This window comes from Deefgea sp. CFH1-16 (genome assembly GCF_016881365.1).
Classification (GTDB): Bacteria; Pseudomonadota; Gammaproteobacteria; order Burkholderiales; family Chitinibacteraceae; genus Deefgea.
This window is the reverse complement of record NZ_WLYT01000001.1, coordinates 68,193-87,772: the sequence shown is the minus strand read 5'-3', so window position 1 is coordinate 87,772 and position 19,580 is coordinate 68,193. Positions and strand designations below refer to the sequence as shown.

The 19,580-nt window shown below is 47.9% G+C and carries 19 protein-coding genes and 3 pseudogenes; 16 read left to right on the top strand and 6 right to left on the bottom strand.

All coding sequences use genetic code 11. The annotated features are described in order from the left end of the window. The first annotated feature begins 94 nt into the window (after positions 1-94). Both phaR and tcdA read left to right on the top strand, forming a co-directional pair. Positions 95-751, top strand: a complete 657-nt coding sequence (phaR, locus tag GKO28_RS00490) for a polyhydroxyalkanoate synthesis repressor PhaR (protein ID WP_182075006.1) — start codon at positions 95-97, stop codon at positions 749-751. Positions 752-857: 106 nt separating this feature from the next. Then, positions 858-1,639, top strand: a pseudogene (gene tcdA / locus GKO28_RS00485) (tRNA cyclic N6-threonylcarbamoyladenosine(37) synthase TcdA). 51 nt (positions 1,640-1,690) lie between these two features. On the opposite strand, the pseudogene rplI reads toward tcdA, so the two are convergent. The 5 genes and pseudogenes from rplI to fdxA form a co-directional block, all read right to left on the bottom strand. Beyond that, positions 1,691-2,144, bottom strand: a pseudogene (gene rplI / locus GKO28_RS00480) (50S ribosomal protein L9). A 20-nt stretch (positions 2,145-2,164) separates the two neighbouring features. Beyond that, entirely contained in the window at positions 2,165-2,392 is a 228-nt protein-coding gene (rpsR, locus tag GKO28_RS00475) for a 30S ribosomal protein S18 (RefSeq protein WP_173533900.1), read from the bottom strand. A gap of 9 nt (positions 2,393-2,401) precedes the next feature. Then, positions 2,402-2,707: a primosomal replication protein N gene (priB, locus tag GKO28_RS00470; RefSeq protein WP_282099189.1), complete on the bottom strand. Its 306-nt coding sequence runs from the start codon at positions 2,705-2,707 to the stop codon at positions 2,402-2,404. A 10-nt stretch (positions 2,708-2,717) separates the two neighbouring features. Beyond that, on the bottom strand, positions 2,718-3,083 hold the full coding sequence (rpsF, locus tag GKO28_RS00465; RefSeq protein ID WP_173533902.1) for a 30S ribosomal protein S6: 366 nt from the start codon (positions 3,081-3,083) through the stop codon (positions 2,718-2,720). A gap of 120 nt (positions 3,084-3,203) precedes the next feature. Next, on the bottom strand, positions 3,204-3,527 hold the full coding sequence (gene fdxA, locus GKO28_RS00460) for a ferredoxin FdxA (protein ID WP_182075004.1): 324 nt from the start codon (positions 3,525-3,527) through the stop codon (positions 3,204-3,206). 71 nt (positions 3,528-3,598) lie between these two features. Here fdxA and gluQRS point away from each other — a divergent pair, with 71 nt between their 5' ends. From gluQRS to GKO28_RS00395, 14 genes are all read left to right on the top strand, one after another. Then, positions 3,599-4,561 (top strand): tRNA glutamyl-Q(34) synthetase GluQRS, encoded by a 963-nt coding sequence (gene gluQRS, locus GKO28_RS00455; protein ID WP_182075003.1) that lies wholly within the window; start codon positions 3,599-3,601, stop codon positions 4,559-4,561. A 178-nt stretch (positions 4,562-4,739) separates the two neighbouring features. After that, entirely contained in the window at positions 4,740-7,565 is a 2,826-nt protein-coding gene (locus tag GKO28_RS00450; protein ID WP_203563802.1) for a FimV/HubP family polar landmark protein, read from the top strand. A gap of 170 nt (positions 7,566-7,735) precedes the next feature. Then, a complete protein-coding gene (locus tag GKO28_RS00445; RefSeq protein ID WP_203563801.1) occupies positions 7,736-8,218 on the top strand; it encodes a hypothetical protein in 483 nt (160 codons plus the stop codon). Continuing rightward, positions 8,209-9,000, top strand: a complete 792-nt coding sequence (gene truA / locus GKO28_RS00440) for a tRNA pseudouridine(38-40) synthase TruA (RefSeq protein ID WP_203563800.1) — start codon at positions 8,209-8,211, stop codon at positions 8,998-9,000. The genes GKO28_RS00445 and truA overlap by 10 nt, the downstream gene beginning before the upstream one ends. Before the next feature lie 19 nt (positions 9,001-9,019). Beyond that, complete coding sequence (locus tag GKO28_RS00435) at positions 9,020-9,637, top strand: phosphoribosylanthranilate isomerase (protein ID WP_182075001.1); 618 nt, start codon at positions 9,020-9,022, stop codon at positions 9,635-9,637. Between the two features lie 32 nt (positions 9,638-9,669). Then, a complete protein-coding gene (trpB, locus tag GKO28_RS00430) occupies positions 9,670-10,875 on the top strand; it encodes a tryptophan synthase subunit beta (RefSeq protein WP_182075000.1) in 1,206 nt (401 codons plus the stop codon). Between the two features lie 61 nt (positions 10,876-10,936). Then, complete coding sequence (gene trpA, locus GKO28_RS00425) at positions 10,937-11,740, top strand: tryptophan synthase subunit alpha (RefSeq protein ID WP_182074999.1); 804 nt, start codon at positions 10,937-10,939, stop codon at positions 11,738-11,740. 21 nt (positions 11,741-11,761) lie between these two features. Continuing rightward, positions 11,762-12,628 (top strand): acetyl-CoA carboxylase, carboxyltransferase subunit beta, encoded by an 867-nt coding sequence (gene accD, locus GKO28_RS00420; RefSeq protein ID WP_173533911.1) that lies wholly within the window; start codon positions 11,762-11,764, stop codon positions 12,626-12,628. After that, positions 12,629-13,402, top strand: coding sequence for a Mur ligase family protein (locus tag GKO28_RS22075; RefSeq protein WP_307838919.1), 774 nt, complete (start codon positions 12,629-12,631; stop codon positions 13,400-13,402). Beyond that, the gene (locus GKO28_RS22070) at positions 13,372-13,911 is read left to right on the top strand and encodes a glutamate ligase domain-containing protein (RefSeq protein ID WP_307838918.1); all 540 of its coding nucleotides are present in this window, start codon (positions 13,372-13,374) and stop codon (positions 13,909-13,911) included. The genes GKO28_RS22075 and GKO28_RS22070 overlap by 31 nt, the downstream gene beginning before the upstream one ends. 15 nt (positions 13,912-13,926) lie before the next feature. Next, on the top strand, positions 13,927-14,715 hold the full coding sequence (locus GKO28_RS20815) for an SPOR domain-containing protein (protein WP_182074998.1): 789 nt from the start codon (positions 13,927-13,929) through the stop codon (positions 14,713-14,715). Then, positions 14,715-15,206, top strand: a complete 492-nt coding sequence (locus GKO28_RS00405) for a CvpA family protein (RefSeq protein WP_182074997.1) — start codon at positions 14,715-14,717, stop codon at positions 15,204-15,206. Before GKO28_RS20815 ends, GKO28_RS00405 begins: the two co-directional genes overlap by 1 nt. Positions 15,207-15,243: 37 nt before the next feature. Continuing rightward, on the top strand, positions 15,244-16,788 hold the full coding sequence (gene purF, locus GKO28_RS00400) for an amidophosphoribosyltransferase (RefSeq protein ID WP_182074996.1): 1,545 nt from the start codon (positions 15,244-15,246) through the stop codon (positions 16,786-16,788). Positions 16,789-16,879: 91 nt separating this feature from the next. Beyond that, entirely contained in the window at positions 16,880-18,052 is a 1,173-nt protein-coding gene (locus GKO28_RS00395) for an O-succinylhomoserine sulfhydrylase (RefSeq protein WP_182074995.1), read from the top strand. A gap of 106 nt (positions 18,053-18,158) precedes the next feature. On the opposite strand, the pseudogene GKO28_RS00390 reads toward GKO28_RS00395, so the two are convergent. After that, positions 18,159-19,488, bottom strand: a pseudogene (locus GKO28_RS00390) (inorganic phosphate transporter). Positions 19,489-19,580: the final 92 nt, after the last annotated feature.

Below are 19,580 nucleotides of genomic sequence, written 5' to 3'. Positions count from 1 at the left end.
TAATTTTGTGCAGTGCATCATGTTGCGCCTGTCTCTGCACAGGGCTATTCTCTGTTGGTGTGGTGAGTAGTTCAATTTTTCGAGGGTTGAGTCAATGAGTGTCGAAAAGCGTGTCATTAAGAAGTATCCAAATCGTCGTTTATACGACACCCATACCAGTAGCTATATCACGCTAGCGGATGTTAAGCAGCTGGTGCTAGATGGGACGGATATTTCCATTGTTGATGCGAAGACCAGTGAAGATCTAACACGCAGTGTTTTGCTTCAAATTATTTTGGAGGAAGAGGCTGGTGGTATGCCTATGTTTTCTTATGATGTTCTGACCCAAATCATCCGTTTTTATGGTCATGCAATGCAGGGGCTGATGGGGAATTATCTAGAAAAAAACATGCAGCTATTTGCTGAAATGCAGGGGCGATTGCAAGATCAAGCTAAATCAACGACGCTGGCTGATAATCCACTGTTTAGTAATCATAATTTGTGGGGTGAGTTTATGAAGTTCCAAGGCCCGGCGATACAAAACATGATGGGAAACTATTTGGAAAGTAGTACTACGATGTTTGTTGATATGCAGCAGCAGCTTCAAGATCGTGCAAAAAATCTCTTCACAGGTTTTGGCATGCCCGGCGGCCCTCAGCGTGCGGATGTGGATGATGTGCAACCTACAGCGCCCCCAGATGCGATGGCACCTGCGGCAGATGAAGTGATTAAAAAGCCTACTGTTCGGCGTAAAGCGGCACCTAAGGCATGACATCGTTGCGGGATAAAACCTCAACATAAAAAAGTTAGAGTAAAAAATAATTAACGTTTAAACGCAGCCTCATGTGGGGCTGTGTTGTTTTTTGAGGGAATGTATTATGGCTATGTCGGAATTGTATCTTCGGCGATTTGCTGGTATTGCACGTTTGTATGGCGCTGATAGTTTGGGTGAAGTTTCATTCTGCTCGGGTTTGTGTGATTGGTGTTGGTGGTGTTGGTTCTTGGTCCGCAGAAGCTTTGGCGCGCTCTGGTGTTGGACAGGTGACTTTGATTGATTTGGATAACATTTGCATATCCAACACTAATCGGCAGTTGCCAGCTTTGACGGGCGAATTTGGCCGGATGAAAGTCGCTGTGCTAGCGGAACGAATGTTGGCAATCAATCCAGAAATGAATGTTGTGCAGATAGAAGACTTTATTTCTACAGAAAATTTTGCTGAATATTTGGCAGGGAAATTTGATTTCGTTATCGATTGCATTGATAGCGTTAAAACCAAGGCCGCTTTGATCGCGTGGTGTCGGCGTAATAAAGTAAAGCTGATTACTGTTGGTGGGGCGGGAGGTCAAATTGATCCGACGCAAATTACAGTCGATGATTTAAGTCGGACGTTACAAGACCCCTTGGCATCTAAGGTGCGTAGTTTGTTGCGTCGTGATTATCAGTTTCCGAAGCAGGGGAAAAAAATTCGGGATTGAGTGTGTGTATTCGACTGAACAATTGGTCTATCCACAAGCTGATGGCTCGGTATGTGCAATTAAGCCTCAGGCTGGTGAAGGGGTGCGTTTAGATTGCGAAGGTGGATTTGGGGCGGTAATGACGGTGACGGCAACATTTGGTTTGGTTGCAGTTTCTAGGGTGTTAAAAGCTTTGGCAAAATAAAAAAAGCCATGGTTATCCATGGCTTTTTTAGTGTCATCTTGTTGAGGCTAATTAAGCAGCTTCACCAACAACAACTAATTTAATTGTGCTTACAACGTCGTGGTGTAATGCTAATGCCACTTCGTATTCACCGATAGCCTTGAATGGGCCTTCTGGTAAACGCACTTCAAATTTCTTGATTTCGATACCCGTTGCAGCAATTGCATCAGCGATATCTTGAGTCGTTACTGAGCCAAACAAACGGCCATCAACACCGGCTTTTTGGCCGATAGTGAAGGTTGCGCCTTCTAGTTGAGCGGCACGAGCTTGTGCTTGAGCCAAGATTTCTGCTTGTTTAACTTCCAACTCAGCACGGCGAGCTTCAAATTCAGCTAAGTTAGCTGCATTTGCGCGTTTTGCTTTGCCTTGTGGGATCAAGAAGTTACGTGCGTAACCGTCTTTTCACTTTAACTACATCGCCCAATGTACCTAGGTTTGCTACTTTTTCGAGTAGGATAATTTGCATGTTAAGTTCTCCTTGCTCGATTAGTGTTGGTCAGTGTACGGCAACAAAGCCAAAAAGCGAGCCAATTTGATGGCAGTCGACAATTGACGTTGGTATTTAGCTTTAGTACCAGTGATACGTGCAGGAATAATCTTGCCGTTTTCAGAGATAAAGTCTTTAAGCAAGGCAACGTCTTTGTAATCAACGTGCGAAATGCCTTCGGCAGAGAAGCGGCAGAATTTCTTCCGCTTGAAAAGATTGCGAGACATGAGATTTCCTCAATTCAAAAGTTCAAATGCATCAATATGCAAAACCAGAGCATGTCGAAAACGTTGGCTTTTCGCTGCGAGAAATCCTTTGCATTTTAGCTTTTGTTCTGGGGCAAGATTGGCAATTGCTTGCGCGATGTCGCCCAGGGCTAAAAAAGGAATTTCACATTCAATTTTGCGAGCACTGCCAAGCTGCATTTGTGATGATTGGTGGAGTATCCGCCCTTCAATCACAGGAATACCTGCTGGTGTGTTGCGTAAACTTGAATCGCTAATCAAAAAACCTTCGATTAGTACTCGGTTTCGTAAGTTCAATTTAGCCGAATTAAGCGGCTAGGCCTTCACCAGCAGCTTGTGACAATGATTTAGATTTTTCTTCTTTCATCATTGGCGAAGCTTCGGTTGCAGCAACATCAGTTTTTAGTGTCAAGTGACGTAAAACTGCGTCATTGAATTTGAATGCGTGCTCGATTTCATCCAAAGTTGCTTGGCTGCACTCGATGTTCATCATTACATAATGAGCTTTGTGAATCTTTTGGATTGGGTAAGCCAATTGACGACGGCCCCAGTCTTCCAGGCGGTGAATTGAGCCTGCACCTGCAGTAATCAGGGCTTTGTAACGCTCGATCATTGCTGGAACTTGTTCGCTTTGATCAGGGTGTACGATAAATACGATTTCATAATGTCGCATGAAGTCTCCTTACGGGTTACAGCCTACCGCTAGCGACCACGGTTTTAGGCAAGGTTGTAGAACCAATGAATTTAGCTCTTTTTTGAGATTTAGGCAAGTTTTATATGGAACGAATATGTATCAACGTTCGATTTTATTGATTTTTCCACTGATGGCAGCCCATGTTGCATGGTCGTCGAGCGGTTCTTTTTTCTCAACTATTGTTGGCCATGTTTTTGCCAGCTCTGCATTGAGTGCGATGAAGTCGTGCATTTCTGCGGGGACGTCGTCTTCTGCGTAAATGGCTTCGACAGGGCATTCTGCTACGCACAGTGTGCAATCGATGCATTCGTCTGGATCAATGACGAGAAAGTTTGGGCCTTCACGAAAGCAATCTACTGGGCATACATCAACGCAGTCTGTGTATTTGCATTTCACGCAGGCATCGGTCACAACGTAAGTCATCGCTTGTCCTTTTTTGTGTCGACTGTAAAAATGTCACTATTTTAGCAGACTGTGGTCTTAACTGGTTAATCATGGGTTTTAGTCAAAGTGATCATTCAGACGTTGTTGTTTCTCCATATGTTGGGCGTTTTGCACCCAGTCCTACTGGATACTTGCATATGGGTTCTTTGTTGGCAGCTACTGCCAGTTACTTGGAGGCGAGAGCTCATTCTGGACGATGGTTATTGCGAATAGAGGATGTAGATCGAGGGAGAGTTGAGGTTGGCGCTGCTGACTCGATTGTGAATACATTGCTGCGATTCGGATTTGAGTGGGATGGTCCTGTCTTGTATCAATCAAGTCAATATGAGATGTATAGTGCCGCACTTTCTGATTTAATTGGTGGTGGGCATGTATACCCTTGCTTTTGTTCTAGGAGAAAAATTGCGCTTCATGCTCGGCTCGGTGTAGATGGCGTTGTTTATCCGGGTACGTGTCGGCTTGACGTTACAAAAAAAAGAGGCGCGCATTCTTGGCGTATGCGAACAGAAAATAGGAATTATTTGTTCTTGGATGAGATTCAAGGATGGCAGATTCAAAATTTGGCAAGGGATGTCGGTGATTTTGTTTTGCGCCGTGCTGATGGTTGTTGGGCGTATCAGTTGGCTGTTGTCGTCGATGATGCTGCTTCAGGGGTGACGCATGTGGTGCGGGGTGCTGACTTGTTGGATTCAAGCCCTCGACAAATTGCATTGCAGCAAGGACTTAATTTGCCCTCTGTAAAATACGCACATATTCCGGTGCTTGCTGATTTGATCGGAGAGAAGCTAAGTAAGCAAAATAAAGCGCCTTCCTTGCAGGTGGAGAAAGAAGTTTTGCAGTTATGGCAATGTCTTGATTTTTTGGGTCAGCAGCCCCCTGTCGAATTACAAAGCGCCGATTTAAAAAATTTATGGCTTTGGGCGTTTTCTGCTTGGGATCTGGCAAAAATCCCTAAAAAACGTAGCGTGTCTGTTACGCTCGAACAAAAAAATGAATATAAAATTCTGTTCTAGATTGAATTGTTAGTATTATCGAGAAAGTTTTTGTAAATAATATGTATCATTTGACGGCTATTAAATTACGCTGTCTTAATTTGAAAGCTTTGTACTTGATTCGTGTTTGTTATTGATTGAATATAATCAAGATAAGAATGAAGTAAAATTTAGAATGATCGCGATTGGGAGATTGCTTGTGCTTAAGACGCCACGATTTAAAACATGCGTACTGGCCGTGACGATGGCTGCGTTACCTTGGTTTGTTAATGCAGCGGGTTTGGGTCGACTGAATGTTTTATCCGGCTTGGGGCAGCCTTTTCGTGGAGAGATTGATTTGGTTTCAGTTTTGCCGGGCGAAGCCGATTCATTGGTGGTGAGCTTGGCTTCGCCTGAGGCTTTTTCGAATGCGCAAATTGCTTACCCATCAGGGGCTTTAGGGCTGCGTTTTAATATTGAGAAGCGAGGCAATGGTCAGCACTATGTTGCAGTTAAGTCATCGCAAGCGATTTCTGAGCCTTATCTTGATTTTTTATTGGAACTGAATTGGGCTTCTGGCCGTATTCAGCGAGAGTACACTGCATTGATTGATCCAGCTGGTTATTCGCCGACGGCATCGACCAAATTTGCTGCGAGTGCTTTGCCCGGCGTGCGTAGTGCTGGTGTGATTAAAGCCAAGCCAAGTCAGTCTCAATCAGCCCCTTTGAATGAAAATGCACGATCTACTGAGTCTTCGGTAGAGGTACGTGATGTTGAGTCGTATAAGACAAAAGGCGGCGATACGCTATCGGGCGTAGCGAGGGCAGTGCAGCCGAGTGGTGTGAGTTTGGATCAGGTCTTGGTTGGCTTGTATCGTAATAATCCTGACGCTTTTGATGGCAATATGAATCGGTTGAAACGGGGCAAGATTTTGCGAGTGCCGCCCGTGGCCGAGTTAAAGGCGCTGAGTGCTCAGCAGGCCAGCAAAGAAGTTAAAGTACAGGCCGAAAATTGGAATGAATACCGGAGTAAGCTGGGTGATCTCGCCGCAAAATCTTCGGCACGGGATCTGGCGGCGCAATCGGCTGGCGGCAAGATCGTTACTCAGGTCGAAGATCAAGGTGCAGGTGCAGTTGATAAAAATAAAGATGTCTTGAAGCTATCCAAAGCGGTTGATTTAGCTAAGAAATCAGGTGATTTGGCCAAGGTTCAGGCTTTAGAAGAAGAGGTGGCCGCACGGCAAAAAGCGCTGAATGAAGCGAATCAGCGTGTCGCGGAGTTGCAGAAAAACGTCAGTGATATGGAGCGTTTAATTGCAATGAAGGCTAAGGCCAGTGATGTTGCTAGTGCGGAGGCTGTTGCTGAGGCTTCAGTTGCTTCGGCCTCTTCGCAAATTGAGGCCCCAGCACCGGCAACGGGCGCGAGTGCGGTTGTGGCGAGTCATGTTGCTAGTGCGCCAGCGGTCAAAACCAAAAAACGCGTTGAAGTCGTAGCTGACGTGCCAGAGGAAACTGGCTTCGTGGCTAGTCTATTTGAAAATCCGCTGGCATTGGGTGGCGGCGCTTTGGCCGTGTTGTTGGGTGTTGGTGGTTTGTGGATGGTACGGCGACGTCAGCGCCCTAATGTGTTTGAAGATAGCATTATTACGGGTGGTGATTTAAAGGCCAATACGGTATTGGGAAGCACAGGGGGCGGAGTGATTAGCACCCAATCTACCGAAAATTCGTTCCTTACTGATTTTAGTCGACAAGGCTTAGGGACGATTGATACTGATGAGGTTGATCCAATTGCCGAGGCCGAAGTGTATATGGCGTATGGCCGAGATGCGCAGGCAGAAGAAATCTTAAAAGATGCGTTAAATAAAGATCCTTCGCGGCATGAAATCCGCATGAAGTTGCTGGATATTTATGCCGCTCGAAAAGACTTAATCTCTTACGAAGAGCATGCCTCAGCATTGTTCGCCATGACAGGTGGCAAGGGTGAGCACTGGGATCGCGTGGCGCAAACCGGCGGCGAGATTGATCCTGAAAATCCTTTGTATCAGCAAAGTGAGGTCATTGATACTCGGGCTGTCGCTGCTGCTGTTATGGGTGGTGCTGCCGTTGTCTCCGTGGCTGAAGTGGCGAATCAGCACTTGGATTTTGAATTGGATTTAGAGTCGCCTGCAGTTGATCGTGCTGAAGCCGATTTTTCTGAAGATCAAGCGCCAATTGTTGATTTGCCAGTTGAAGAGGCTGATTTGGAGTCTGAGTTTGTTGAAGGCTTAGCTGGTACTGATCTGGACTTGGATCGGGATTTATCTTTCGATCTTGCAGAGAGTGCAACGTTAGAATCGGTTGGCACCGATTTTGGGATGGAAGAAGTCCAAGCGCCAACGATTGAGCCTATTGTAGAGGTAGGCGAGTCGCCGTTGGCTGGTGAAATGATGGCACTGGACTTGCCGATTGAGTTGCCTGTAGAGACCGTCTCGATGGAGGAGACGCTATCGGATCTGGATGAGTTGGCTGAATTTGATTTTGCTGATTCTCCTAGTGCCGATGTCGATGCCGAGTTTGATTTGTCAAATTTTGACGCCTTGGCGAATTCTTTGGATCTAGACGCCGATTTAAGTGCGCCAGCATCAGCTTTTGATTTGGCGATGCCTGAGGAAAGCTTGCCTGAATTAGGTCTTTCTGACCCGCTTTCTGAAAGCATTTCAGAGGTGGGTGGTGCTGAGCCAGAAAACGAGATGGGTTTGGATTTCAATTTTGATTTGGCCGTGCCAGTCGGTTCCGAGTTGGATGTGGCCTCTGCTAACGAGCCGTTGAATGCCGACCTGACTGAAAATATTGCGTTGGATGATATTAGCTTGAGCTTGGAAGAAGCTGCAACGTCGAGTGAAATGGATTTCTCTGCAGATGATCCGGTGCAAACAAAGATTGATTTGGCTCGTGCTTATATTGATATGGGTGACGTGGAGGGTGCTCGAGAGATCCTTCAAGAGGCATTGCAAGAAGGAAGTGCACAGCAGCAGAGTTTAGCCCAGTCACTTTTGGCTGATTTGTAAACTGTTAGAATCTGGAATTAATCCTGAATTTACATCCAGTGAATTTTTTGGCGCTTTGGTTGTGGTTGCTATTGTTGCTGCCATGGCTTGAGCGCCATTATCTTTGGTTTTTGGCTCTGGTTGTCGTGCTTGTCGCTGCGCAATATGCTCGGCAACGATTGCAGCGGAGCTTGTCAAAATTAAAGTGGCTCTTACTCATTACCGTGCTGGTTTATGGTTGGAGTACGCCGGGTCGCTATATTTGGCTGGGCGTGTTGTCGCCTACCGATATTGGTTTAAGCTTGGGGCTTGATCAAGTTGCAAGGCTGCTAGTTGTTGCTGCCAGCTTGCAAATCCTGCTCAAAAGATTAACAAGCAATGAGGTTTTCTCCTCTTTTTACCTCTTTTTATACCCTTTGCAGTACTTTTCTAATGCACGGGTGCGATTTGCTGTCCGTTTTGCTTTAACATTGCAAGTGGCTGAATCCTTGCTGGAGTCCAAGCTCGGATTTAAGGCTTTATTGTCGCTGATTTTGCAGCCGCAGCCAGCAGCATTCCACACCATAGAGTTGTCGTATATTCCGATCAATCGACTGCAATTGGGTTGGTTGTTTGGGCAAGCTGCTCTGGTTTTGTATTCTATTTTTTTGGGGATGGACGGGTTTTGGCGTTGAAACGATTTGCCATAGCGATTGAGTATGATGGTCGTGATTTTAGTGGCTGGCAGGTGCAGCCTCAGATGGATACAATCCAAGGCGAGATGGAGCGCGCAATTGGTAGGATGGCCGGGCATCCAATTCGGATGCATGCGGCAGGTCGTACTGATGCTGGCGTTCATGCTACACGGCAAATTGCACATTTTGATAGTGATGCTCCGCGTCCAATTACCGCATGGGTACGCGGTGTAAATAGTTTTTTACCCGCAGGTATCTCAGTGCTTTGGGCGCAAGAAGTGCCTGAGCATTTTCATGCCCGATTTGTTGCCACCGCACGTCATTATCGCTATCTCTTATTGCGTCACCCTATCCGTCCTAGTTTGCAAGCTGGGCGAGTTGGCTGGGTGCATTACGATCTGGATGTCGCAGAGATGCGCGCTGCGGCGCAGTTTTTGTTGGGCGAGCATGATTTTAGTAGTTTTCGGGCTGCTGAATGTCAAGCTCTATCTCCGATTAAGTACTTACAAAATATTCAAATTACCGAGCATGGCAATATGCTGTGCGTCGATTTCTCTGCGACCGCATTTTTGCATCATATGGTCCGAAATATCATGGGTGCGCTGCTCTACGTTGGTAAAGGCAAGGCTTCTGCAGAATGGATGGGCTGGTTATTGGCACAAAAAAACAGAACGTCTGCACCGCCGACATTTATGCCTGATGGCCTTTATTTGACAGGTGTGAGCTATCCTGCTGAGTTCGAATTGGCTTCTCTGCCAGAGTATCGCTACGGAATGATTTAATGAGCAACAAGGCTTTTTGATGCGAACTCGAATAAAAATTTGCGGATTGCGGGATGTCGCTACGGCGCGTCAGGTGGCGCTATTGGGTGCTGACGCCATCGGTTTGGTATTTTATCCGCCAAGTCCGAGGCATGTTTCTGTGCCATTGGCGGCAGAAATTGTTGCGGCATTACCTGCCTTTGTTTCTTCTGTAGGACTTTTTGTCAACGAAACGGCGGAAAACGTCAGTGCCGTGTTAGAAAGTGTGCCGCTAGACTTGCTGCAATTTCACGGCGATGAAGATTTAGCGTTTTGTGTGCAATTTGATCGCCCCTTTATCAAAGCACTTAGGGTAAAACCTGACATAAATTTGATAGAATACACCTCGCGTTATATTTCACCCTTGTGCCGAGGTATTTTGCTCGATGCATGGGTGGATGGTGTGCCCGGAGGCACCGGGGAGAGTTTTGATTGGCAAGCCTTGCCAAGCGATTGGCCATTGCCATTAATTTTGTCGGGCGGTTTGCATCCAGAGAATGTCGCGACTGCGATTGCCTGTGTGCAGCCTTGGGCAGTTGATGTGTCCAGTGGTGTTGAGCGTTCTAAAGGTGTTAAAGATTTAGTGTTGGTTGAGTCATTTATTCGTGCCGTTATTTAATTAATCTGCTTTAAAGTTTATGTGAGAGAGTCATGAGCGAAATTTATCAGCAGCCCGATGTACGTGGTCACTTTGGTCCTCATGGTGGCATTTATGTCGCTGAAACTTTAATGCCCGCTTTGGAAGAATTGCGAGTCGAGTTCGAAAAAGCCATCCAAGACCCCGCGTTTATGGATGAATATCGCTACGTCTTAAAGCACTATGTTGGTCGTCCGAGCCCGGTTTACCATGCGGAGCGCTGGTCTGAGGCATTAGGTGGCGCGCAAATTTATTTGAAACGCGAAGATCTAAACCACACCGGTGCGCACAAAGTCAATAACACCATTGGCCAGGCTCTATTGGCCAAGCGCATGGGCAAAAAGCGCGTGATTGCTGAGACGGGCGCAGGTCAGCATGGCGTTGCATCGGCAACCGTCGCTGCGCGTTACGGCATGGAATGCGTGGTGTATATGGGCGCAGAAGACGTTGTTCGCCAAGCGCCCAATGTCTATCGAATGAAATTGCTCGGTGCAACGGTGGTGCCGGTCACTTCGGGCACGAAGACTTTAAAAGACGCCATGAATGAAGCCATGCGTGATTGGGTAACCAATGTTGATTCAACGTATTACATCATTGGTACTGCCGCAGGCCCACACCCTTATCCGCAGCTGGTTCGTGATTTTCAAGTGGTAATCGGTGAAGAATGCAAAGTACAAATGCAAGAAATGATCGGCCGTCAACCTGATGCGGTATTGGCTTGTGTGGGGGGGGGCTCGAATGCGATTGGTATTTTCCATCCCTACATTGATGTGCCAAACGTACGTTTGATTGGTGTTGAGGCGGGGGGTGATGGTGTTGAAACGGGTCGTCATGCGGCACCATTAACATCGAATGCAAAGAATGGCGTATTGCATGGTCAGCGATCTTATTTAATGCAAGATCCAGATGGCCAAATCAGCGAAACACATTCGATTTCAGCAGGTTTGGATTATCCAGGCGTTGGGCCTGAGCATAGCCATTTAAAAGATATCGGTCGCGCCGAATACGTTGCGATTAATGATGATGAAGCCTTGGCGGCATTTCATGATTTGTGCCGTTACGAGGGGATTATCCCTGCTTTAGAGTCGAGTCACGCCTTGGCGCAAGCGGCAAAAATGGCAAAGACCATGCGTAAAGACGAGGTGATATTGGTGAATCTCTCGGGTCGTGGTGATAAAGATATTCCAACGATTGCTAAAATGAGCGGCATTCAACTGTAATTTTGTATGGCGGGGTATGTCTCGCCAGCTATTGTCAATCAATGAAGCGGTAAAGATACCTATGTCTCGTATTCAAAGTGTGATGCAACAATTGGCTGCGCAAAATCGTTCTGCGCTGATCCCATTTATTACTGCTGGCGATCCTAACCCAGAGGTGACCGTTGAATTAATGCACGCCTTAGTCGATGGCGGTGCCGATGTGATTGAGCTGGGCGTGCCTTTTTCTGATCCAATGGCCGATGGTCCGGTGATTCAACGTGCTTCTGAACGCGCCTTATTGCATAAAGTGTCGTTGCGGCGGGTGTTGGAATTGGTGGCGCAGTTTCGACAAAATAATGCCATGACGCCAGTGGTATTGATGGGCTATGCCAATCCAGTTGAAGCCATGGGCTATGACCTTTTTGCTCGTGCTGCCGTTGCCGCTGGCGTTGATGGCGTGTTAACCGTAGATATGCCTCCTGAGGAGGCGTTGGAATCAGCTAAAGTATTTAAAGCGCAGGGTTTGGACCCGATTTTCTTGTTGGCTCCAACCACGCCAGAGTCGCGAGTGAAGGCAGTGGCTGAGTTGGCTAGTGGTTATGTTTATTATGTTTCGCTCAAGGGCGTGACGGGTTCGGCGAATTTAGATGTTGCCGATGTCGCTGCTAAACTGGCGATATTAAAACAGTTTATTTCTATCCCAATTGGGGTGGGTTTTGGTATTCGTGATGCGCAGACTGCGCAAGCTGTAGCGCAAGTTGCTGATGCAGTGGTGATCGGCTCACGGTTAGTTCAAGAAGTTGAGTTAGGCGAAGTGGGTTTAGCTGAGCGTTTACGTACATTCTTATCTGAAGTGCGTAGTGCAATGGATAGCGCCCGTCGCTAAGTAGGTTTAAGGAGTTGTTCAATGAGTTGGTTACAAAAATTATTGCCGCCGAAAATTCAAAGTCGCACGACTGCGAGTAAATCGGCCGTGCCTGAAGGTTTGTGGAGTAAATGTAATGCGTGTAATGCCGTGTTATATCGCACAGATCTAGAAAACAATTTAGAAGTTTGCCCTAAGTGCGGCTTTCATAATGCGGTGCCGGCGCGTGAACGCCTCCATCAGTTGCTCGATACTGAGGGTCGGTTTGAGATCGGTGCCGAAGTAAAACCGGTTGATATTTTGAAGTTTAAAGATGGCAAACGCTATCCAGATCGCTTAAGCGCTGCGCAAGCCGCAACCGGCGAAGATGATGCCATGGTGGTGATGCAAGGTTCAATCTTGACCGTGCCGGTGGTGGTGGCTGCCTTTGAGTTTAAGTTTATTGGTGGCTCAATGGGCTCGGTCGTGGGTGAGCGCTTTGTGCGTGGCGTGAAAGCAGCGATTGAAAATGACTTGCCTTTTATTTGTGTGTCGGCTTCGGGTGGCGCTCGGATGCAAGAAGGTTTGAGCTCATTGATGCAAATGGCAAAAACCAGCGCCATTTTGACCAAGTTGGCTGATAAAAAATTACCGTTTATTTCTTTGTTGACTGACCCAACTATGGGCGGCGTTTCTGCATCATTTGCCTTTTTGGGTGATGTGGTGATGGCCGAACCTGGCGCTTTGATTGGTTTTGCCGGTCCACGCGTGATCGAACAGACCGTGCGCGAAACGTTGCCTGAAGGCTTTCAGCGTTCTGAATTTTTGCTTGAAAAAGGCGCGATTGACATGATTGTTGATCGTCGTGAATTACGTCAACGCTTGGCCGATGTGCTGACTTTGCTCAACCGACAGCCTGCGGCGAACTAAATGACGATGTTTAATGCTGATGCCTTGCCCGAATGGTTAAGCTACTTGGAGTCCTTGCATCCTATCGCCATCGATATGGGGCTGGGTCGGGTGACTCAAGTGCGCGATAAAATGCAATTACAGCCGCAATTTCCAGTACTGACGATTGCGGGTACCAACGGCAAAGGCTCAGTTTGCGCCATGTTGACGCAGATACTGCGCGCTGCCGGTTATAAGGTGGGGACTTATACCTCACCGCATCTTTTGCATTACAACGAGCGGATTGCGATTCATGGTCAGCCGGTCGCTGATGACGAGATCGTGGCGAGTTTTCGTGCGATTGAAGTGGCGCGCGGTAGCACGAGCCTCTCTTACTTTGAATTTGGCACCTTGGCCGCCATGCATCAATTTATTGAGCAGGACGTTGATGTGGCGATTATGGAGGTCGGCTTAGGTGGGCGTTTAGACGCCGTCAATATTTTCGAACCAACCGTCTCTGCTGTGGTGAGTGTCGGTCTTGATCATCAAAGTTATTTGGGAGATACCCGTGAGAAAATCGCGCTGGAAAAGGCGGGCGTCTACCGCTCAGGCGTGCCTGCGTTATGCGCAGATCCTCAGCCGCCGCAGACATTGCTGGATTTCGCAGCAGAAATCGGCGCTGATCTGCGATTAATTGGTCGCGATTTTGGTTATCAAATGCAGCTTGAGGGGCAGCAGTGGTCGTGGTGGCAGCAAAATGGTGCGCGCGCCGACATGCTTTACCTTTGCCAGCGCTGCGTGGGCAATATCAATTAAATAATGCATGTTTAGTTTTGGCGGTGCTTGATGCATGCCAAGCGCAATTGCCGGTAACGTTGGGTGATATTAAGCGCGGTTTGCTCGAAGTCGAATGGCCAGCACGCTTTCAGGTATTGCCCGGAAGGCCAACGGTGGTGCTAGACGTAGCGCATAACCCCCATGCCGCTTTGGTTTTAAAGTCTTGCTTGGATAGCATGAGTTTTCACCCCAAAACGCATGCTGTGCTGGGAATGATGCAAGACAAAGATATCTTGGGTGTAGTGAGCATATTGGCTGATCGAGTCGATTGTTGGCATTTAGCTGCGCCGAATTTGCCGCGTGCTGCGTCTGGGGCAACATTGGCGGAAATTATTTTGCAAATTGACCCGCAAGCCAAAATTAATTGCTACCAATCAGTTGCCGATGCCTATCAATCAGCCTGCAATAATGCGCTTGAAGCTGATAGAATCTTGGTCTTTGGATCTTTCTTTACTGTGGCTGAAGTCATGGTGGCGCGTGGGCAATAAATAGCGATGGCAAATGTGAGTGATGAACTGCAGCAACTTAGAAAGCGCGCTCGCCGGCGCTTGGTCGGGGCAATTACCTTAGTGGTGTTTGCCTTGATTTTTTTGTGGACGGTATTAGATGGTGAACCGCCCAAAAATTTAATCGACAATCATCCCGTAGAAATTATCTCGAGTGCACCCGCACTTTCTTCGATTGTGCAGACGGCGCCACTGGATGTTGCTCCCGCTTCAGCGGTCGTTGCAGAAGTGGCCTTACCGCAATTGGACGCTTCGCAAGTGGCGGCGGTGACTTTGCCGGGCAAATTAGTTAATCATCAAGTCGCAGTGAATGCGGCAGCTGCAACCGCTACACCGGTCGCCACGGTAATTGTAACACCCGCTCCAAGCGTTTCGCCGATTCATGCGGCCACGCCCCAACCTAAAGTGGTAAAACCAACATCAACACCCTTGGTGAAAAAACCACTGCCAGAGAAAAAGCCTGAGGTAAAAGCGGCCATAGAGTCCGATCCGGCGGCGATTTTGTCGGGAAAAACCAGCCATTCGCAGCCAGCTGAAAAACCACTCGATAAAAAAACTTATTTTATTCAAGTGGGCGCTTATGCCGATGCTGACAAAGCGGCGCAAATGGTGGCGAAGTTGAAGTCGGCAGGGATTCGAGTGAGTAGCGAACAAATTAATACCAGTAAGGGCGCGCTAACTCGCGTTCGTGTAGGGCCAACCGATGATGAAGCCAAAGCTAAGGCATGGCTGAAGATCATGCGTGATCTGGGCGTGTCGGGTTCCTTAGTGGCTAAGGCGCCATAATGACGGCATTTGACTACATTGCTTTGACCATTGTCGGGCTGTCGATTTTGTTGTCGGTAATGCGAGGATTAACGCAAGAGTTATTGGCATTGCTGGCTTGGGTTTTCGCTTTTTGGGTTGCGATGCATTATGCAACGATGGTTGCATTGTGGATGCCAGAAAGTATTCCGACGGATGCGCTGCGTTATTTAGCGGCATTTATTGCGCTATTTTTTGTGACGTGGTTGCTTTCTGCCATTGTGCGAATCACGCTCAATCAATTTGTCAAAGCGACTGGATTTAAGCCGATTGATCGGGTTTTGGGTGCTGGTTTTGGGGTGATGCGCGGGTTTTTATTGATGCTGACCTTAGTGATGCTGGCTGGCTTGACGAGTCTGCCCAAAGAGCCGATGTGGCGTAATGCAATGTTTAGTCCCTTATTTGAGCAAAGTGCCTTCGTGGTGAAACCATGGTTGCCACTTGCTTTTGCTAGTCGAATTAACTTCGAATGATTTTTTAATGTGCTGTAGACGCAAGGAATCTTGACCAATGTGTGGCATTGTAGGTGTGGTCGCTAAAACTCCGGTAAATCAAATGTTGTACGACGGGCTGTTGGTATTACAGCACCGCGGACAAGATGCCGCCGGTATTGTCACTGCTGAACAGCAAGTGCTTCATATGCATAAAGGCCAAGGCCTGGTTCGCGACGTGTTCCGCACGCGCAATATGCGTTCTTTAATGGGGAATGTCGGCATCGGCCATGTTCGCTATCCAACCGCCGGCTCGGCTTCAAGTTTGGCCGAGGCGCAGCCGTTTTACGTCAATAGTCCGTTTGGGATTGTATTGGCGCATAACGGCAATTTGACTAACGATAAGCAGCTGAAAGAGGATATGTACCGCACTGATTTGCGGCACATTAATACCAATTCGGATTCAGAAGCGCTATGTAATGTCTTTGCGCACGAACTATCGCGCCGCGTGTCTGGCCCGCAACTGGATGCCGATACTGTATTTGATGCGATTACTGCGGTGCATAAGCGTGTCAAAGGCGCGTATGCCGTCGTGGCTATTATCGCGGGCTTTGGTATGGTGGCATTTCGAGATCCACATGGCATTCGCCCCTTGTCTTTAGGTTGCCATGAAACGCCAGAAGGCATGGAGTACATTGTCGCCAGTGAATCGGTGGCGCTGGATGTGCTGGGCTTTAAGTTTATGCGTGACGTTGCGCCGGGCGAAGCGATTTATGTGACTTTTGATGGTCAATTGTCTAGCCGTCAATGTCATCCTAATCCAGTCTTGGTGCCGTGTATTTTTGAGCATGTTTACTTTGCCCGTCCGGATTCGGTGATTGATGGCATTTCGGTGCATGAGTCGCGTTTAAAAATGGGCGAGCAGCTGGCAGATAAAGTACGCAAGCTAGTTCCAGCATTGGATATTGATGTGGTGATCCCGATTCCGGATACCAGCCGTGATGCAGCGCTACAGTTGGCAGATGCTTTGGGCTTGCCGTATCGTGAAGGCTTCATGAAAAACCGCTATATCGGCCGTACTTTTATTATGCCGGGACAAGCGAGCCGTAAAAAATCAGTGCGCCAAAAGCTCAATCCGATTGCGGTTGAGTTCCGAGGTAAGAATGTTTTGCTGGTGGATGACTCGATTGTTCGCGGTACGACGTCAAAAGAAATCGTGCAAATGGTGCGTGACGTGGGTGCAAATAAAGTGTACTTGGCTTCAGCTGCGCCACCAGTGAAATATCCACATGTGTATGGCATTGATATGCCAACACGTGCCGAGTTAATTGCGACTGATCGAGACGCTGTGCAAATTGCGCAAGAAATTGGTGCTGACGCGGTGATTTATCAAGAGTTAGATGCCTTGATTCAAGCCTGTACTGATGCCAGTGGTGGCAAAATTACGGCGTTTGAAACGTCATGCTTTGATGGTAAATACATTACCGGTGATATTACGGATGCCTACCTGGATGAATTAGAGGCAAAGCGGATTTCGCCATTGTCGACTAAAGCGGCCGATGGTGATGCAGATAGCCGGATTTTGGATATGAATATTGGTGTGGCCGAGCAAAATTTAATTTAATCGTATATGAAATAAATCAACGGGGGCGATAGCTCCCGTTTTTATTGCGTCGTTTTTATTGGGTCGTTTTTATTGGATTAAGTCAATCATTATGCTGAATTTAAATGAGCTTCACCCCGAAACATTAGCCGTTCGCGCAGGAACAATGCGCTCTGAGTTTGGTGAGCATTCGGATGCCTTGTATCTGACTTCAAGTTTTGTTGTTGGCTCAGCAGAAGAAGCTGCACTGAAGTTTACTGGCCAAATGCCGGGGTATATTTATTCGCGGTTTACTAATCCAACGGTGGCGGCCTTTGAGCAGCGCTTAGCCGCATTGGAATGCGCTGAGCGCGCGGTGGCAACTGCTTCGGGTATGAGTGCGATTTTGGCCTTGTGTATGGCGCACCTGAAGTCGGGTGATCATATCGTTGCGTCGAGTGGCTTATTTGGCGCAACCATCCAATTATTTAATACCTATTTGGGTAAGTTCGGCGTTACGGTGAGCTATGCCGCGCAAACCGATTTGAGTGCATGGGAAGCTGCAGCGCAAACCAATACCAAGTTGTTTTTTTTAGAAACCCCGAATAATCCCCTGACGGAAATTGCGGATATTGCAGCGATTGCCGAAATTGCCCATCGGCATGGTGCGCTGTTGGCAGTTGATAACTGCTTTTGCTCGCCAGCTTTGCAGCAGCCACTGAAGTGGGGTGCTGATTTGGTGGTGCATTCAGCGACCAAATTTATTGATGGGCAGGGGCGGGTGTTGGGTGGCGCGGTCGTCGGTAGCCATGCATTGATTGAGCCGATCTATCTGTTTTTACGCACGGCTGGGCCTACTTTGTCGGCATTTAACGCTTGGATATTGCTCAAAGGTTTGGAAACTTTGGGTTTGCGGATGAAGGCGCATTGTGAAAATGCGCTTAAATTGGCGCAGTGGTTAGAGGTACAGCCGCAAGTTGCACGAGTTTATTACCCCGGCTTGCCGTCTCACCCGCAATACGACTTGGCACAACGCCAGCAAACAGGCGCGGGCGGTGTGTTGTCGTTTGAGCTAAAAGCTGGCAAAGCGGCGGCGTGGGCCTTGATCGATGCGGTGCAACTAATGAGTCGAACGGCTAATCTGGGTGATACTCGAACCACGATTACTCATCCAGCAACCACTTCGCATGGCCGTTTAACCCCTGAAGCGCGAGCAGCTGCCGGTATTTCAGATGGGATGGTACGTATTTCTGTGGGCTTAGAGCATATTGATGATTTGATTAAAGATTTAGTGTCTGGCCTCTGATTTATAGGTATTGCTCTGTATGACTTGTGGTTTGTCGTTTACAAGGTAATACCCAATAAAAAACCCGCTGAGCGGGTTTTTTATTGGGTGGCGATTCAGTCAGTTTTTAGGCAAAGATGATGCTGGCGAGCCAGAATAGTCCGCCAGACATACAGATCGTTACTGGCAGGGTTAATACCCAAGCAATGGCGATGTTTTTGACGGTGCTTGATTGCAAACCGCTCTTATTGGCAACCATGGTACCGGCAACCGCCGATGACAAAATGTGCGTGGTCGAAACTGGCATGCCTGTCCAGCTGGCGATCCCGATGGCTAATGCCGCGGTAATTTGTGCCGCATTGCCTTGGGAGTACGTCATGCCTTTATTGCCGATCTTCTCACCAACGGTGTAGACAATCCGTTTCCAGCCTACCATCGTGCCCAAGCCAAGCGCTAAAGCGACGGCAATAATGACCCACTGCGGTGCGTATTCGGTCGTGGCGGTGAGGTCTTTACGGAATTTATCGAGGCTGTGTTTTTCGTGCGAGGTCCAGATTGGTAGTTTGGATGCTTTTTTGGCCGTATCGTCAACACAGAGCAAAATCCGGCGAGCGGTAATGCGTTGTTCTGCTGTGAGCTCGCTGTAGGATTTAACATTGACCAGCATCTTGTCGAGTGAGTCAATTGCGGCGTAAGTCACTTCCGGCTTGCATTCAAATTGCGCTGGCAAGGTCTGATCCATCGGGCCCAAGTGCAGCGATTGATTGATTTTATCCGCGTGGCTAAGGTAAAAGTCTTTGATATGAATCGCCGCATCACGAGTGCGCTCAATGTCATAAATACTGCTGCTGCGATCAAGCACAAAGTTGCCCGGCGCTAAGCCTACCAACACCAGCATCACTAAGCCGATGCCTTTTTGTCCGTCATTAGAGCCGTGCGCAAAACTTAAACCCATGGCTGAAGCAATGAGTGTGACGCGAGTCCAAAACGGCGGATGCTTTTTGCCATCAATCGCTTTGCGCTCGTCGGGTGTGAGGTGCATATGTGACTGGCTAAAATAGCGTTTGAGCGCAATCAGCAAGATGCCGGCCAGAATCATGCCGAGCGCTGGTGAAATCAGCAATGACAATAAAATGTCGATGGCTTTTTGGGTGTTGATGCCATGTAACCAATGATTGCCATTGAGAATGGCATACATAATACCAACGCCTAAAATCGAGCCAATCAGCGTGTGCGAGCTTGAGGCCGGGATGCCCAGATACCAGGTGCCTAAATTCCAAATAATGGCCGCTGAGAGCAAAGAAAAACACCATGATGAGACCATGGCTGCTGTTGACGTTCAGCAGTAGCTCTACCGGTAGCAAGTGGATGATGGCGTAAGCGACGCCAAGTCCACCCAGTATGACACCCAAAAAGTTGAAGCAACCCGAAGCAATAACCGCTAAATTCGCTGGCATCGCTTTGGTGTAAATAACCGTCGCTACAGCGTTGGCGGTGTCGTGAAAACCATTAATGAATTCGTAAGCCAAAACAAAAAGCAGTGCCCAAG

Coding starts and splice junctions, on each gene's coding strand:
- GKO28_RS22075 (WP_307838919.1), top strand. CDS start 12,629: ATGACGATGTTTAATGCTGATGCCTTGCCCGAATGGTTAAGCTACTTG.
- purF (WP_182074996.1), top strand. CDS start 15,244: ATGTGTGGCATTGTAGGTGTGGTCGCTAAAACTCCGGTAAATCAAATG.
- fdxA (WP_182075004.1), bottom strand. CDS start 3,527: ATGACTTACGTTGTGACCGATGCCTGCGTGAAATGCAAATACACAGAC.
- rpsR (WP_173533900.1), bottom strand. CDS start 2,392: ATGTCTCGCAATCTTTTCAAGCGGAAGAAATTCTGCCGCTTCTCTGCC.
- GKO28_RS00395 (WP_182074995.1), top strand. CDS start 16,880: ATGCTGAATTTAAATGAGCTTCACCCCGAAACATTAGCCGTTCGCGCA.
- trpA (WP_182074999.1), top strand. CDS start 10,937: ATGTCTCGTATTCAAAGTGTGATGCAACAATTGGCTGCGCAAAATCGT.
- GKO28_RS00405 (WP_182074997.1), top strand. CDS start 14,715: ATGACGGCATTTGACTACATTGCTTTGACCATTGTCGGGCTGTCGATT.
- rpsF (WP_173533902.1), bottom strand. CDS start 3,083: ATGCGACATTATGAAATCGTATTTATCGTACACCCTGATCAAAGCGAA.
- phaR (WP_182075006.1), top strand. CDS start 95: ATGAGTGTCGAAAAGCGTGTCATTAAGAAGTATCCAAATCGTCGTTTA.
- accD (WP_173533911.1), top strand. CDS start 11,762: ATGAGTTGGTTACAAAAATTATTGCCGCCGAAAATTCAAAGTCGCACG.
- trpB (WP_182075000.1), top strand. CDS start 9,670: ATGAGCGAAATTTATCAGCAGCCCGATGTACGTGGTCACTTTGGTCCT.
- GKO28_RS00435 (WP_182075001.1), top strand. CDS start 9,020: ATGCGAACTCGAATAAAAATTTGCGGATTGCGGGATGTCGCTACGGCG.
- gluQRS (WP_182075003.1), top strand. CDS start 3,599: ATGGGTTTTAGTCAAAGTGATCATTCAGACGTTGTTGTTTCTCCATAT.